Here is a 14,860-nt window from a genome sequence, read left to right as displayed (position 1 = left end):
AGCTAGAAGCCAGGAGCTAGAAGCTAGAAGCTTTTATGCAGAATCACATCCTATCCATCATTCTTTTCACGCCGCTGCTGGGGGCGCTGGTTCTCCTGTTTGTTCCCAAGGAGAATAAGGACGCCATTCGCTGGATCGCGAACGTCTTCGCGCTCGGCGGGTTTCTGATCTCTCTCCCGCTGGTACCCCGGTTCTGGGCGCTGGTGCAGGCGCAGGATCCGGCTCCGTTCAAGTTCGTCGAGGGCGCTCCGGGCAACTGGATCCCCTCCATCGGCGCGGGCTATGTGCTGGGCATTGATGGCATTTCGTTTCTGCTCATCATGCTGACCACGCTGCTGGGCTGGATTTCGATTCTTTCCTCGTGGACCGCCATCGAGAATCGGGTCAAGGAATACTACATCTGGTTTCTGTTTTTGCAGACCGGGATGCTGGGCGTTTTCATGGCGCTCGATTTCTTCCTCTTTTTCGTTTTCTGGGAAGCGATGCTGGTGCCGATGTACCTGCTGATCGGCATTTGGGGCGGGCCGCGCAAGCTCTATGCCGCGATAAAGTTTTTCCTGTACACGCTGGCCGGATCGGTGCTGATGCTGCTGGGCATTCTGTTCCTGTACTTCCATCATTACTCGGTTACTCACGTTTACACTTTCTCGTTGCAGGCGCTCTATGAAACGGCACCGCGCATTTATTCCGACTACGGGCCGAATGTCGCGACTCTGCTGTTCCTGAGTTTCTTCTTCGCCTTCGCCATTAAAGTGCCCATGTTTCCGTTTCACACGTGGCTGCCGGACGCGCACGTGGAAGCCCCGACCGCCGGATCGGTCATTCTGGCGGGCGTTCTGCTGAAGATGGGGACGTATGGCTTCATCCGCTTCTCGCTTCCCTTTTTCCCCAAAGTTCTCGCAGACACCACTACGCACTTGGGCATGACGGTGCGCGGCTGGATGATTTTTCTCTCGATCGTCGGGATTATCTATGGGGCGCTGGTTTCGCTCATGCAAAAAGACATGAAGAAGCTGGTCGCTTACTCATCGGTCAGCCACTTAGGATTCTGCACGCTGGGAATTTTCGCGCTCACGCCAATCGGTATCAGCGGGTCGGTGCTTCAGCAGATCAACCACGGCATCTCGACCGGAGCGCTCTTCTTGATTGTCGGAATTCTGTATGAGCGGCGGCACACACGCGAGATCGCGGAATACGGCGGCATTTCGAATGTGATGCCGGTCTATGCGACGATCACCATGATTATGTTTTTGTCGTCGATGGGACTGCCGCTGCTGAACGGCTTCGTCGGCGAGTTCACCATCCTGCAAGGCACGTTCATGGAAAACTGGAAGTGGGGCGCATGGGCTGTGCCGGGCGTGGTTCTGGCGGCCGCGTATCTGCTCTGGCTCTACCAACGTGTTTTCTTCGGGACGGTTACGAATCCGAAGAATGAAAAACTGCACGATCTGACGCCGCGGGAGGTAGCGACGTTCGTTCCGCTCTTAATTATGGCCTTCTGGATCGGGCTCTATCCCAAACCGTTCTTCCAGATTCTCGAGCAGCCCGCGAACCATACGATCGCGCTGGCGCGGCCGGATTATCCGCAGCCGGCTCCGGTCCCGGCGAACGCCGCTGCCGAACCGTTGAAAATCGGTCCAGGTTTGATACCCGCGGACAGCTATGGCAAATCGTCAGCGGTTTCAACGGACCCGAAAATGAAGAGGGTCAACTAAGTGCAGTGGACTGACTATCTTCTGGCGCTGCCGATCACGCTGCTGGTGCTGTTCGCGCTGGGCATTCTGTTGATCGATTTGATGATGCCCAAAGAGATGAAATGGGCGAACGCGGTAACCGCATTCGTGGGCGTGCTGTTTTCTGCGGCCGGAGTTTATAAAATTCAGCTGTGGATGGCCGCGTCGCCCGGCAGCCTGGGCATGATGCGCACCATGCTGGTCGACCGGTTCGCCCTTTTTTTCTTTTATCTTTTTCTCGCTGCTACCGCCATTGCCATTCTTCTGTCGGCCACTTATCTGGAAAAAGAACACGAAAATCACGGCGAATATTATGCGTTGATGCTGCTCTCGGTGGCTGGAATGATGTGCATGGCCGCGGGCTTCGACATCGTCCTTATCTTTATTGGCCTCGAGTTGATGGCCATTTCCACTTATGTGCTCGTCGGCTTTCTGCGCCGCGACCGGCGATCGAACGAAGCCGCGCTGAAATACTTATTGCTTGGCGCATTCTCTTCCGGCATTTTTGCCTACGGACTTTCGTTGCTCTACGGATTATCCGGCAGCACCAGTCTGGCCGTCATCAACCAGCAACTCGCGCACACCATGAACGACCCGCAATACAAGCCGGTCGCCATCGTGGCGCTCGTAACTACGATTACCGGACTGCTTTTCAAAATTGCCGCCATCCCGTTTCATCAATGGGCTCCCGACGCGTATGAAGGCGCTCCCACCAGCATCACGGGTTTCATGTCGGTCGCAGTCAAGGCGGCGGGATGGGCCATGCTGCTGCGCATCCTCGTGGTCGGCCTCATGCCCATGCGGCCGATCTGGGTGCCGCTGCTGGTGTTCGTCGCCATCGCCACCATGACCGGCGCCAACCTCGCCGCCCTCACCCAGACCAACACCAAGCGCCTGCTCGCTTACTCGTCGATTGCGCACGTCGGCTACATGCTGCTCGGCCTCATCGCCGGCACCGCGACGCAACTCAATCCTGACGGCATCAAGGGCATCCTGATCTATCTGCTGGTCTACACGTTCATGAACATTGGAGCCTTCGGGGTGATCACGGCCCTCCGCCATCGCAACGTGATTGGTGACGAACTTGACGACCTTAACGGACTGTATTCGCGCGCGCCAGTCGAAGCCGTGCTGATGCTGATCTTCATGCTCTCGCTGGCCGGCATTCCGCCGCTGGCCGGATTTTGGGGCAAGTATTTTATCTTTCTCAGCCTGATGGAAAGCGGCCACTACGCACTGGCCTCGCTGGGCGTTCTCTACTCCGTTTTCGGGCTTTACTACTATCTGAAGATCGCTAACGCGATGTTCATGGGCAAGGCCGAGAAGGGCGAGGAGACGCTTCCCATCAGTCTCGCCATGCGCGTGGGGATCGCCGTAGCCGGGATCGCAACGCTCTATATCGGGCTGTTGCCGAATAGTTCCATCGAACTGGTGAATTGGGCGCTGGGGATTGCGCAAAATCCGAGCGTTGCCAGGCTGGGGCACTAGCGCGCTGAGACGAGGTCGTCGCGTCGCCTCTGTAACATGCAGTGGGAACTGTGATAGGTCGGCCGGGCTCCGCCCAGGCCGGACACCCGAGGCGGCTGTCGCTACATGAGATTGCAGGAGTAAAAGTTTCTTGCGTCACGTTCGAACGTGAAGGCAATGGCACCGACTTCCGATCAGCCGAATCCCGACAACAAGAAAAATCCCTGGGTGCAGGTGGGGCGCTACAGCCAACTAGCATTGATGCTGCCTGCGGGAACCGTTGTTGGCTGGCTGCTGGGCTCGGGCGTGGACCGCTGGCTGCATACCTCGTGGATCAGCGTCGTTGGTTTGTTGCTGGGTATTGCCGCCGGGATGATCGAACTGATCCGAACCGTGCTGCGGGATACGAAGTAAGATCCACCCGGCGTGCAACGCGAGCGCAGTTTACGAAAGCCGCGAGCTAACAGCAGGTCCCTCCACGCAGCTTGGATTGGCAGCCGCCAATCCAAGGGTTTAGTCGGAATGACAAAGGAAGCATAGGATGTCTGGCGACACATCAGCGATGCTTGGGCAGGCGCAAACCGAAGGCCACTCCCCGTGTGACGACATCTACGCGGGCGCGCTCGACCGCATTCGCAATTCGATGATCGCTCTTGCCGTGATCTTCTCTGCCACGGCATGGTGGAAATTCGGGCGCCCGGCGGCTCTCGGATTCTTTCTCGGATGCGTCATTGCCTATCTCAACTTCCATTGGCTCAAGAATGGCGTCGCGCACCTGGCCGACAGGGTTACCGATACCAGCGAACGGCAGTCAGGCGCTGGGACCGTCGCCAGGTTCTTGCTCCGCTATGTGTTGTTAGCGGCCGTCGCGTACGGTATACTAACCAGTTTTCCCGCAAGCCTCAGGGGACTGTTGGCGGGCTTGTTCCTGCCCGTAGGCGCGATCGCCTGCGAAGCAGCGTACGAATTGTACCTAGCGGTAGTGCGCGGAATTTAAAGCAGACAGCCGGAAGCGGCGCGACAAAGCTAAAAGCCTAGAGCTAAGAGCCAAAAGCCTTCATGCCTGAACAACTCTGGTTTACCGAAATTCTGAATCGCCTGTTTCATAGTCAGGTCACGTCTTTTCTGCGGCAGCTGCATATTGAGCCCAAACATCCGCTGCAGCCCATCTCCAATTCCTTCGCGATGGAGCTGCTGGTGTTTGCATTCCTGCTGACGTCGTTCCTGCTGCTGCGCTCGCGGCTTTCGGTCGATTCCCCCGGAGGTCTACAGCACTCCTTCGAAGCCCTCGAAGATTTCGTGCTAGGCCAGAGTCGCGAAATCATCGGCCACCACAGCGAGCCTTACACGGCGTTTTTCGCTATCGTTTTTATCTTTATTCTGGTCTGCAATCTCATCGGCATAATTCCGGGCCTGGAGTCGCCAACCGGGGTTTCGATCGTTCCGCTGGGCTGCGCTATTTGCGCATTCGTGTATTACCATGCCCAGGGATTCAAGCATTCCGGCCTGAAGTATCTTTTGCACTTTTTCGGCCCCCCCATGGAAGGCATGCCGATCTGGGCCCGTATCCCCATGGCGATCCTAATGCTGCCCATCGAATTAGTGAGCCACTTCGCGCGCTTGCTGTCGCTGACCGTTCGTCTGTGGGCCAATATTTTCGCCGGCGATCTGATCACCCTCGTTTTCTTGTCCATGATTCCGATCGGCGTTCCAATCATCTTCATCGGGCTCCATATCGTGGTTGCGGTTTTGCAAGCTTACGTGTTCATGCTGCTGGCGATTATTTACGTTTCGGGGGCAGTGGCGGAGGAACATTAGAAAAGTTGTCGGCTGTCGGGGAAGGTAGAAGGAATAGCGAATTAGTCAGGGCGCAGTTGTCTGGTCTCGGTCACTCGGCAGGTTCTTGCTGGGAACCGAGAACTGAGAACTGGGAACTGACCCGCAAGCGTGAGGGCGTCTGCAAGGTACGGCGTCAACCACCCACTGGCGGAAATTTAATACGAGGAAAAAACTCCATGCGTAGCTTAAGCCGTTTGTTCATGTATCTGTCCGCACTCTGCTTCGCCATGCCTGCCTTCGCGCAGGGCGGCGGGGGTGGCGAAACCAACTGGATCGCCATTACCGCCGGATTTTCAATGGCTATTGCCTCAGCCGTCTGCGGCTTGGCCCAAGGCAAGGCCGTGGCATCTGCCACCGAATCCCTGGCCCGCAACCCAGCCGCGCGCCCTGGCATTCAGTTTGCACTGATTCTGGGCCTCGTGCTCATTGAATCGCTGGCGCTCTACACGTTGGCGATTATCTTTCTGAAGGTGAAGTAGGCAGCTTTCAGCTTTCAGCTTTCAGCGTTCAGCTTTCAGCGTTCAGCTCTTAGCTCTTAGATTTCGACCCAAAAAACCAAAGCCTCTGCGTTCGTGCAGAGGCTTTTTTTGTTTTGAAGCTAAGAGCTAACGGCTAAAACCTAGAAGCTGATTCTATATCTTCCGCTCCCCGCCCCACTCCTGGCCCTTGGCTTGCGGCGCGCTGTTCAGTGCATCGACCAGCAAGCGGCGCAGCCGGTAGCGGCTCTCGAGATCGGTACTCACAATTTCAAATCCCACTTCATTGACGCGGGCGCGGCGCAACAAGACGTGGGCACGGATTTTGGCGCGCATACCCAAAGAGATTTCCAGATCCGCCTCGCTGCCAATGCGCAGGTTATCTTCTTTTGTTCCCATGCCGCCGCCCAGGCTCAGTTCGCGGATCATGATTCTCGATTTTCCCCACGAACTGCCGATGGTCGCCGTGACGGTTCTTGACAAAACCATCCGCTCGTAGCGCCGCTGCCGCACCCAGGGGCAGGCCGGAGCCATATCCAGCGGAGCAATCGCCAATTCCGCGGGCTCGAGGCCGCTGTCCGAAAGGACTTGCGAGCTGTAGCGCGGATCGGTTTTCGAGAGGGCTTGCGCGGCCGCGATCCGCAGTTCGCGGTGGTGCACCCAGCTGAATGTCTTTTTCGATTCCAGGATTTCCCGCAGCGTCGCCACTGCCTCGGTATCTTTTAATCGTCCCAGCGATTCGATCGCCTTCAACTGCACGTAGGGCGATCGCGAAGCGGTTTCTCCGGGCCGCGCCATCGCGATCAGTGGAGGCGTCGCCGTGATATCGCCGCTCATTCCGATTTCGTCCACGGCCTCGGGCAGCACCAGGGGATCCAGAATTTCCGCCAATTCGAGCAGAGTGCGCCCACGATCCGGCGCCGCTCCGTAGGCAATCTGCCGCACCACGATGTCGTGATAAAAACGATTCCACTCGGGCATGCGCACGGGCAGCAATTCGAGCAGGGTTCCTACGTCGAGACGGCTTACCAGTCCGACCGCGCCGGCAGCCTGCCGCGGCTGCCCTGTCCGCAGAATCTCGCGCAACTGTCCGAGCACCGGCGATCCGATTTGCTGCACCATTTCAATCATCCGGTCGCATTCGTCGCGGCGCATACAGCGGAAGAAGCGGTCGGCCAGATGCTCCGCGCCGGCCTGGCTGGTCCGCCGCAGCACTGATAGCAGGTCGGCCGGAATCGGCTCTAACTGAAGCGCTTCCTCAATAAACTCCGGCAGCCGGTTCTCCACCCCTACCCGCGGACGCAGGTCGCTCAACAGCACCGGCCGCTCCACATTGATCTTCTCCATCCCGGCGCAGACTTCATTCACCGCGGCGTAATTCTTCGACGAACTCGCCTCCTGGCTCAGGCGCACGAACGCGGCACTGAGCAGGCTTTGCAACTCGGGATCTTTCTCGGCGATCAGTTGATCGCCCAGCTTCTTGATGGCCTGCCCCATCGGCTGGCCTCCGAGGCGGGCGTAGAGGTCGGCCAATTGGCTCAGGCCAATGGCCGTACGGCGGCGTGGCTCAGTCTCTTTCGCGCTCAGGCAGCTTGAATAGTTGTTCAAGATTTCCGTTGCGCTCTGTTGCTCGTCGCGATCCAGCAGCATCTCCACAAATTGCCGCAGGTTGCGCGGAGGCACGCACGGCGCCTCGTTCGACATGAGCACGCTTTTTTTGCCCGATTCCGGCACTTCCGCCCAGAACATGCGGTCCAGGATGTCGGCGTGCGACTCCACCAGAATCCCGGCCTTGCTCATCTTTTCTTCCTGCAGTTTCAGAATCGAGCGCAGTGAGTCCATTTGCCGGCTCATGTGCTCCATCATCTGGTGGACTGCGTTGACTTTGACTTCACCTTTCTGATAGCGCTCAAGCGCGAAGCGGATCGCCATATGCTCCGCGGCCTTCATCAGTAGAGGTGTATCTTCCTCCTGCGTGCTTGCCTTGGCCGCGAGACTTCCGAGCAGCTCCTGCAAGTTCAGCCGCGTGTTGGGGTCGGCCTCACTCACTTCCTTCTGTATATCTGCTTCCTTGACATTGGGGTCCTGCTGCACTTGCCCGAAGCGGGTCAGGAGTCGGATGGCTTGAATCACTTCCGCTTCCTGGAGAGGAACGATTCCGCCGGTCCACGCCGGGGCCGCCCCGACGGCAGCGCCGCCCGCCATTGGCGGTCCGGGCACCGGATTCGGAGCGTGGCCGAGCGGCACCATGGGAACTCCGTCGGACGGTCCTTTGCCTCCGCCGCCGCTTCCGCCACCGCCCGAGTTCGCACCCTCGGCGGCGGCAATCAGCTGCAACAATTTCTGGGGATCGTTCAGCCACTGGCGGAACTCCGGCCCCAGGGTCTGCGCCGCGATCTGTGCCGCAATGCTTACATCGCCGGTGAGCGGATCCGCCGCTACAAACTTCACTTCGTTAATCTTGATGGTGCTGCCCTGCTTGCTTCCCGCCAAGGCTTCTTTGATCTGCTTCGACACGTCCTGCGCTTTGGAGCCTGCAACGGTAAAGGCGCGCACCAGGCGGACGAAATCCTCTTCGGTCACATCTTTAGAAAAGTGCAGGCTGGCCAACCCGGCGGTGCTTAATAGCGTGGCGAAGCTTTTCTCGGCGTTTCCCGCTTCCAGCGGAATTCCATCCAGCAGGAGCTTATTGTCGGACACTCCTAACAGAAACCCCTGATCGCCGGTGGACGGAAGCCCCTGCTGCAACTCTTTCCAGGTGGTTTCAAATTGCGCCTCGGTACGCTTGTGCTCGTAGCCATACATCCGGGCATATTTGATGAGGATGTTCAGGCTGTGCACAAAAGCGCGCGCCGAGGCGGCCCGAGAACCTTGCGATGTGTTTGGGACGGAAATAGAGCGCTCCTCGGAAACCCAAGTTTGAAGCTTAAGGGTAAAGCGAAACAGTAAGCGCTAAAACGTTACGGAGGTAATGAGCGGGAGCCAAGTGTCGACCGATGGGACATGACCGGGCCCGGGCCGGACCGCGGACAGGATAATCCGATTGGCCGGGAAGACCAGCAACGACAGGAGATGACAGCCAGAATAGCGTCAGTTTCAGTAGAATACTCGCGGAGCGCCGGCGGGATGGCCTGGCTGCTCATTTCAGCAGGAGAATAGTGTGAAAACCCTCGGTAAAACCACGGGATTGCGCCACTGGATGGGACAGGTGCTGGCAGAGTGCGAACACGTCGCCGCCGACTTCAGCCCCGACCCGGTGCACGATTTGCGGGTGGCCCTGCGCCGATGCCGCTCCCTGGCCGACGGCATGATAGCCATTGATCCTGGCCGCGACTGGAAAGCCATGAAGAAGGCCGGGAAGAAGCTGTTCCAGCGCCTGGGGGCATTGCGCGACGTTCAGATCATGATGGAATGGATCGACAAACTGCATCCCGCGCACCGCGAAACTGCCAGTGCTGATGGAGTCGCTGACCCCACCTCCGCGGTGCCGGAGGAAACATATGCCTCCCGTGAGTTCGCAGAAGTGGAGACTATGGAGCCTGCTGAACCCCAACAGCACGATCCCGCGCAAGCTCTGCTGGCGATTCTGCGCGGGCGCGAAATCGAGCAAAAGCGCGAAGCCCGTGCCGCACTTGAAGAGTTTGACCGCAAACAGTGGAAGCAATGGTGCAAGACGCTGCCCCTGCGGGCTGCGCGCGTACGTCCCGGCAGCGCGGTTTTCAAGCACCTGGCGCTCGAGCGCTGGACCGACGCCCGAGAATTGCACACCCGGGCCTTGCGTAACCGCTCCCAAGTTGCGTTTCACACGCTTCGCATCGGCATTAAACGCTTTCGCTACATCGTCGAGAATTTTCTTCCCACCGAACACAAGGCCTGGAGCGACGACCTGAAGCATCTTCAGGATCTGCTGGGCGAAGTGCACGATCTCGACGTGCTGTGGGCGACCGCATTGGCGTGCCGCGTTTTTCCCGATGAAGAATCGCGCAAGCGCTGGCATGCTCGGATTGTGGAAGAACGAACCAGGAGGATCGACGAATACCGCCAGAAAACCGTGGGCGAGCATTCATTGTGGAATGTGTGGCGCGCCGGACTCCCGCAAGGCAAACAGGTTTCAGCAATCGCAAAGCAGCGTATGAGGCTATGGGCGAAGGCTCTCGACCCTGATTTCGCACACTCGGAACGCGTGGCTACCCTGGCGGTGGAGCTTTACGATGGACTGGTCGCCGCGGGATTGTTGCAGAGTGGCGCGCCGGGATCGGAGAACGACGAAGACGCCCGTTTCAGCGTTCAGATTGCGGCCCTGCTGCACGATGTGGGCAAGTCTGCCGCCAACAAAGGACATCACAAGGAATCGTACGAATTGATTCGCAATCACGGCAGTCCGCTGGGATGGAAGCCGGAGTATTTGCAGCGCGCGGCGGCAGTGGCGCGCTTTCATGCGGGAGCATTGCCGACCCGCAGCCACAAGGCCCTGCGCGATCTGCTGCCGGAAGAACAGCGGATCACAATTCAGCTGGCGGCGATTCTCCGCCTGGCGAATGCGTTCGATGACGCGCATGATGGGCACATCGGGCGAGTACGGATCGAAAATGTGAATATACCGAAGCGTCGCGCGAACGGATTCCTGCGCAAGCCCACCAAGTTAGCGCCGAACGAGGCGGTAGTGATAGGCGCGGAAGGCTTCATCGCCGGAAGCAGCACCGCGCAGGCGGTCGCGGCCGAGAGGTATTTGCTCGAGACCGTGCTGCGGCGGCCGGTGTCGGTGAGGGCGATGAAGGCTGCCATGCCGCGGCGTGTTGTGATTGAGCCAAGGAAAATCGCGTCTTGATACGGACCAGCCTTGCCAACAAAGGCAAGGTCAAAAGCGGCAGCAGAGCCACCCCGAGCTTGTCGAAAGGGATTGTGCGGTCCACACCAGCCAATCCACAATGGCGGTCTTCAACAAGGAAGCCTTGCAGTCACTTTCTGAGACCGCCATCTCGCGTTACAAATACATACGTTTATGACTCACGCGCAATTGGTGGACAAGGCGGTGCGCTGGCTGCGAAAGTATCGCTGCGGGGTGGTGCTGTCGGAGCAGGCTTGCGTCAGCGGCGAAATGCCGGACGCGATTGGATGGAAGCGGGCGAGCCATTCCGTACTGGTCGAGTGCAAGGTGACGCGCCCGGATTTTCTGGCGGATCGCGCGAAGCCGTTTCGCGTGAAGCCGCAGCGGGGAGTGGGGTGCGAGCGGTTCTATCTGACACCACCGGCGTTGGTGAAGGTGGAGGAGTTACCCGCCGGATGGGGACTACTGGAACTGCGGCGCGGGCGGATCGAGATGGTGATGGCGTCGGCGAAGAGCCTGCGGACTGCGGCCGGCTTTGAGTATGAGATGAATCTTTTGCTCGCGAGTTTGCGGCGAGTCGAGGTGCGGATTGAGCCGCAGAGCATTACCGACTTTCTGAAATGGAAGAATCGCATGGCGGAGTACAATCGCGGAAACCTGCCGGAGGGACTGGCAACATCGGAAGAAGAGCTGAATGTGTTCCTGGAGCAGATGCCAGCAGAGACGTAGCGGAGCCACGTCTCTACGTCGGATTTCTTCCTACATGTCCCGTCGGCCTTCCATCGCCTTTAACATCGTGATTTCATCCGTGTATTCGATGTCGCTGCCGACCGGGATGCCCATGGCGATTCTCGTGACTTTCACGCCGGCGCGCTTGAGCTGCTGCGAGAGATAAGTCGCTGTGGCTTCGCCTTCAACGGTGGGGTTGGTGGCGACAATCACTTCATCGACATCGCCAGTGTCGACGCGGGTAATCAGGTTCGAGATACGGAGTTGCTCGGGGCCGATGCCATGCAGCGGCGAGATGGCGCCGTGCAGCACGTGGAAGACTCCGTTGAAGTGCTTGGTCTTTTCAATGGCGGCGATGTTGGTAGGCTCTTCGACGACGCACACCAGGCGTTGGTTGCGAGTCGGACTGATGCAGTAGACGCAGGGATCAATGTCGGTGATGTTGTTGCAAACCGAGCACAGCCGGAGATTGGCCTTGACGTCGCGTACTGCGGCTGCGAGGGCCTCGGCATCTTCGTCGCTGGAGCGAAGAATGTAAAAGGCCAGACGCTGCGCGCTCTTGGCGCCGACGCCGGGAAGCTTTTTCAGTTCGTCGATCAGACGGGACATGGGTTCGGCAAATTTGGACATGGGAGAATTGGATCGTTTTGTAATTCCAGAACGGACAGCCTTGTCGTAGCGACGTTCCTTGCAACCTCTTGCCCGCGCCGGCATCGACTTCTCTACGTTGCGGCTTCTATTCCGCTGCTGCGATTGTATATTCGAAGTCGTAGGAGTGTTTTTTGTCGACGATTTTGATCGTCATGGTCCCAGCGATTCCGGCGAGTTGGCCGGTGCCGGAATCGGGGACGACGCTGATAGTGAGTTGCGGCGTGCCGCGGTTCATGACTCCGGTGTGATGGAGGAAGAATGTGCCTTTCCGGCCGTTCAGACTGCCGGTGAATTTTTCCACGGCGACGTAGACGCCGGAACCGTTGGAACTCACGCCGTTGGTCAGCATCTGGCCCTGGGCAGCGCCTTCGAGATCACCGTGGTATTGCTTGTCGAGCAGAATGCGGCTGAGACCCTCGGTGGATTTGTCGTCCTGGGGAATCATTTTTACATCGAAGGATCCGGTGGCGCGGATGGGCATGGGAGGGGCCTCATTCGGGGATTGGGTTTGCGCTGATGCAGCGCAGGTAAGACACGCGAGAACGACATTGATGAGAAAAAGCGGGCTGAGAATTTTCATTGAGCGTTTTCTTGCTGACGAAAGTCGTGCTCTCCCTGGGATTTGTTCCTCATCTTGCCAATCTACGCGGCACTTGCGCGCTAGGCTTTTACATTCTGCTGCAACGCGGCTGGAGCATCGAGTCCTCGCCTTTCGGAAGCGGACGATGCTCGCTTTCTAATTACCGAATTCCTTTGATTACACAATGCTCTACAAGCCGGGGATGCCGAGGCCGCCGAGCATGCCGCCGACGGTCGATTGCATCTGGGCGTCGACTTTGCGGGCGGCCTCATTGACGGCGGCGAGCACCAGATCCTGAAGCATTTCGACGTCGCCGGATTTTACGGCTTCCGGATCAATACGCAGGCTGAGAAGTTGCTTGCGCCCGTCCATTTTTGCGGTAACGGTGCCGCCGCCGGACGTAGCCTCGACCACGGTCTCCTGCATTTTTTTCTGCAAAGAATCGTACTGCGATTTGGCTTTCGACATCAGTTCTTGCAGGCTGAATCCACCCATGGATACCTCTTTCGGCCTCCGCCTCTCGGCTTCCGGTATTCGCTCTCGGCCGTATTTTCCGGAAGCCACAAGCCGACAGCCGGAAGCCCATATTTATCGCTTGTCCCTGTAATCAATCACCGTCCGAATTTCGGCGTTGAATTTTTCTTGCATACGGCGGACAACGGGATCTTGCTCGGCGCGGCCGCGGCCGCCGGGGCCGCCTCCCGGCATCGCGGCGCCATTGCGTTTATTTTCTTGCGGAGTCACCCTGGCGCCGGGAACTACTCTTAACTTCGCGGGCCGGCCGAGAATTCCGCTGGCGGAGGCGATGGCCAGGCGTTTGCCGTCAGCGCCGAGTGACATCTCGACCACGGTTTGCGACTCGGCGACCTTAATGACGAGTTCGTTGCCCTGCACGCTCCATTCTCCCGAGGAGAGCATGGAAACGAGGATGCGCTGGTTGCCATCCATGAGCGCCTGTAGAACCGCGGCTTGCAAGCGATCGAGATCGGGTTGCGCAAAAGATGCTGCGGCGGATGCGAGAGTGGGCTGGGGTTGCGGCGCCGACTGGTTCGCTGGCGCTTCTCGTACCGATGGCGTGCTGGCATCGGCGGAGATGTGGCTCGCCACTTCTCTACCGTTCGCCTCCGGGTCGATGACAGGGCGCGAAACCGGCTCCCGCTCAGTTGCCGGTGCGGCGGAGCCCATGATTATCGGCTCGGCCTGGCTGGCGGCGGCTACGATGCGCGGACCTGGGGCCGTGGACTCGAACTTCGATTCCTGTCTCGGTGTGCCTTTGCGGGCGGAGTCGGCGGCGAACGGGCTCACGACATTTGCGCGTGATTGCGGCTCTGGGCGGCGCGTTTCCGCATTCGGAATGCTCCCTATAATCGACGGCCGCGCCGGAGGCTTCTGCGTTGCGGGCGCGGCGGCCACGTCGCTCAGCAATTGCTCGATCGGGATGAGCTTTTGCGCGTGCGACATCTTTAATAGGCCGAGTTCGAGATGGAAGCGTTGTTCCTGCTTGTATCCCAGTTCGCCGTGGGTGCGGAGCATGATCTGAAGGTGCCGCGTGAGATCGTCTTCGCCGAATCGTTCAGCGACGCGGGCGACACGCTCGCGCTCTTCGCTCGAAACCTGCAACAGCGCCGAATCTTTTCCGGCGACTTTTGCGACCGTCGCGTTGCGCAGGAAACGAACCATCTGTCGGGCGAAGTGCGTCGGGCTGTGGCCTTCGCTGATGAGTTGATCGACCTGGCGGAGGAGCTCTTCGCTCTTCCCTTCCGCGACGGCCTGCATCACCCGTTCGAGAATGTGGGCGGGGGCGGCGCCGACGAGATTGCGGACGGAGTCGGCGGTAACGCGTCCGCTGGCGGAGGCGATGGCTTGATCGAGAATCGAGAGCGCGTCTCGCATAGACCCGTCGCCAGCTTCGGCAAGCAGGGCAAGAGCGTCGTCGTCGGCTTCAATGTTTTCGCGAGTGACCAGGTCGCGGAGCTGGGCGACGATGGCGTCGAATTTTACGGCGCGGAAACTGAAGTGTTGACAACGAGACCGGATCGTCTGCGGAATATCTTCGGGCTGCGTCGTGGCCAGCATGAAGACAATGTGGTCGGGCGGCTCTTCCAGCGTCTTCAACAGCGCGTTGAAAGCTGCGTCGGTAATCTGGTGGGCTTCATCCAGAATGTAGATTTTAAAGCGGTCGCGGGCGGGTTTGTAGCGCGCGGCTTCGCGAAGCTCGCGGATTTCGTCGATGCCGCGGTTGGTAGCGGCGTCGATTTCGATGACGTCCACGGCGTTGCCGGCACGAATTTCTAAGCACGATTCGCAGACGCCGCAGGGCTCGGCGGAAGGTCGATCTTTCGAGCGGCAGTTCAGGGCCGCGGCCAGGATGCGGGCCACCGTAGTTTTACCGATGCCCCGATGGCCGCTGAAGATGTAGCCGTGCGCGGTGCGTCCCTGCTCGAGGGCATTTTGCAGGGTCCGGGTGACATGCTCCTGGCCGATGACCTCGGAGAATCTCTGGGGACGGTATTTGCGGGCCAGGACCGTGTAACTCATGCGGAAGAGACGATTATAC

General features: G+C 58.9%; 13 protein-coding genes. 8 read left to right on the top strand and 5 right to left on the bottom strand.

Going from position 1 to position 14,860, the window contains the following annotated elements; all coding sequences use genetic code 11:
• Positions 1–35: 35 nt before the first annotated feature.
• The 6 genes from VGM18_03240 to VGM18_03215 all read left to right on the top strand — a co-directional run bounded on the left by VGM18_03240 (position 36) and on the right by VGM18_03215 (position 5,518).
• On the top strand, positions 36–1,715 hold the full coding sequence (locus VGM18_03240; protein ID HEY3971989.1) for an NADH-quinone oxidoreductase subunit M: 1,680 nt from the start codon (positions 36–38) through the stop codon (positions 1,713–1,715).
• Positions 1,716–3,221: an NADH-quinone oxidoreductase subunit N gene (locus VGM18_03235; protein ID HEY3971988.1), complete on the top strand. Its 1,506-nt coding sequence runs from the start codon at positions 1,716–1,718 to the stop codon at positions 3,219–3,221. It abuts the gene before it with no gap.
• Positions 3,222–3,377: 156 nt separating this feature from the next.
• A complete protein-coding gene (locus VGM18_03230) occupies positions 3,378–3,614 on the top strand; it encodes an AtpZ/AtpI family protein (GenBank protein HEY3971987.1) in 237 nt (78 codons plus the stop codon).
• 127 nt (positions 3,615–3,741) lie between these two features.
• On the top strand, positions 3,742–4,197 hold the full coding sequence (locus VGM18_03225) for an ATP synthase subunit I (protein ID HEY3971986.1): 456 nt from the start codon (positions 3,742–3,744) through the stop codon (positions 4,195–4,197).
• 62 nt (positions 4,198–4,259) lie between these two features.
• On the top strand, positions 4,260–5,018 hold the full coding sequence (atpB, locus tag VGM18_03220; protein ID HEY3971985.1) for a F0F1 ATP synthase subunit A: 759 nt from the start codon (positions 4,260–4,262) through the stop codon (positions 5,016–5,018).
• A gap of 197 nt (positions 5,019–5,215) precedes the next feature.
• A complete protein-coding gene (locus VGM18_03215; protein ID HEY3971984.1) occupies positions 5,216–5,518 on the top strand; it encodes an ATP synthase F0 subunit C in 303 nt (100 codons plus the stop codon).
• 153 nt (positions 5,519–5,671) lie between these two features.
• Here VGM18_03215 and VGM18_03210 read toward each other — a convergent pair whose 3' ends face one another.
• Entirely contained in the window at positions 5,672–8,356 is a 2,685-nt protein-coding gene (locus VGM18_03210) for a hypothetical protein (GenBank protein HEY3971983.1), read from the bottom strand.
• Between the two features lie 319 nt (positions 8,357–8,675).
• Here VGM18_03210 and VGM18_03205 point away from each other — a divergent pair, with 319 nt between their 5' ends.
• Positions 8,676–10,343, top strand: a complete 1,668-nt coding sequence (locus VGM18_03205; GenBank protein HEY3971982.1) for a CHAD domain-containing protein — start codon at positions 8,676–8,678, stop codon at positions 10,341–10,343.
• Between the two features lie 174 nt (positions 10,344–10,517).
• Positions 10,518–11,072 carry a hypothetical protein gene (locus VGM18_03200; GenBank protein ID HEY3971981.1) on the top strand — a complete coding sequence of 185 codons (555 nt, stop codon included), beginning with the start codon at positions 10,518–10,520 and terminating at the stop codon, positions 11,070–11,072.
• A gap of 30 nt (positions 11,073–11,102) precedes the next feature.
• On the opposite strand, the gene recR is transcribed toward VGM18_03200, so the two are convergent.
• The 4 genes from recR to dnaX all read right to left on the bottom strand — a co-directional run bounded on the left by recR (position 11,103) and on the right by dnaX (position 14,841).
• Positions 11,103–11,702, bottom strand: coding sequence for a recombination mediator RecR (gene recR / locus VGM18_03195; protein HEY3971980.1), 600 nt, complete (start codon positions 11,700–11,702; stop codon positions 11,103–11,105).
• A gap of 106 nt (positions 11,703–11,808) precedes the next feature.
• Positions 11,809–12,303, bottom strand: coding sequence for a DUF3224 domain-containing protein (locus VGM18_03190; protein HEY3971979.1), 495 nt, complete (start codon positions 12,301–12,303; stop codon positions 11,809–11,811).
• 189 nt (positions 12,304–12,492) lie between these two features.
• Positions 12,493–12,798 carry a YbaB/EbfC family nucleoid-associated protein gene (locus VGM18_03185; GenBank protein ID HEY3971978.1) on the bottom strand — a complete coding sequence of 102 codons (306 nt, stop codon included), beginning with the start codon at positions 12,796–12,798 and terminating at the stop codon, positions 12,493–12,495.
• Between the two features lie 93 nt (positions 12,799–12,891).
• Positions 12,892–14,841: a DNA polymerase III subunit gamma/tau gene (gene dnaX / locus VGM18_03180; GenBank protein ID HEY3971977.1), complete on the bottom strand. Its 1,950-nt coding sequence runs from the start codon at positions 14,839–14,841 to the stop codon at positions 12,892–12,894.
• Between the last annotated feature and the right edge of the window lie 19 nt (positions 14,842–14,860).

Source organism: Candidatus Sulfotelmatobacter sp., assembly GCA_036500765.1.
Lineage (GTDB): Bacteria > Acidobacteriota > Terriglobia > Terriglobales > Acidobacteriaceae > Sulfotelmatobacter.
This window is presented reverse-complemented; position numbering and strand designations above follow the sequence as displayed.

Bases quoted from the DNA above. Each gene is read 5' to 3' on its own strand.
- VGM18_03240 (HEY3971989.1), top strand. From the start codon at position 36: ATGCAGAATCACATCCTATCCATCATTCTTTTCACGCCGCTGCTGGGG.
- VGM18_03230 (HEY3971987.1), top strand. From the start codon at position 3,378: ATGGCACCGACTTCCGATCAGCCGAATCCCGACAACAAGAAAAATCCC.
- VGM18_03225 (HEY3971986.1), top strand. From the start codon at position 3,742: ATGTCTGGCGACACATCAGCGATGCTTGGGCAGGCGCAAACCGAAGGC.
- atpB (HEY3971985.1), top strand. From the start codon at position 4,260: ATGCCTGAACAACTCTGGTTTACCGAAATTCTGAATCGCCTGTTTCAT.
- VGM18_03215 (HEY3971984.1), top strand. From the start codon at position 5,216: ATGCGTAGCTTAAGCCGTTTGTTCATGTATCTGTCCGCACTCTGCTTC.
- VGM18_03200 (HEY3971981.1), top strand. From the start codon at position 10,518: ATGACTCACGCGCAATTGGTGGACAAGGCGGTGCGCTGGCTGCGAAAG.
- recR (HEY3971980.1), bottom strand. From the start codon at position 11,702: ATGTCCAAATTTGCCGAACCCATGTCCCGTCTGATCGACGAACTGAAA.
- VGM18_03190 (HEY3971979.1), bottom strand. From the start codon at position 12,303: ATGAAAATTCTCAGCCCGCTTTTTCTCATCAATGTCGTTCTCGCGTGT.
- VGM18_03185 (HEY3971978.1), bottom strand. From the start codon at position 12,798: ATGGGTGGATTCAGCCTGCAAGAACTGATGTCGAAAGCCAAATCGCAG.
- dnaX (HEY3971977.1), bottom strand. From the start codon at position 14,841: ATGAGTTACACGGTCCTGGCCCGCAAATACCGTCCCCAGAGATTCTCC.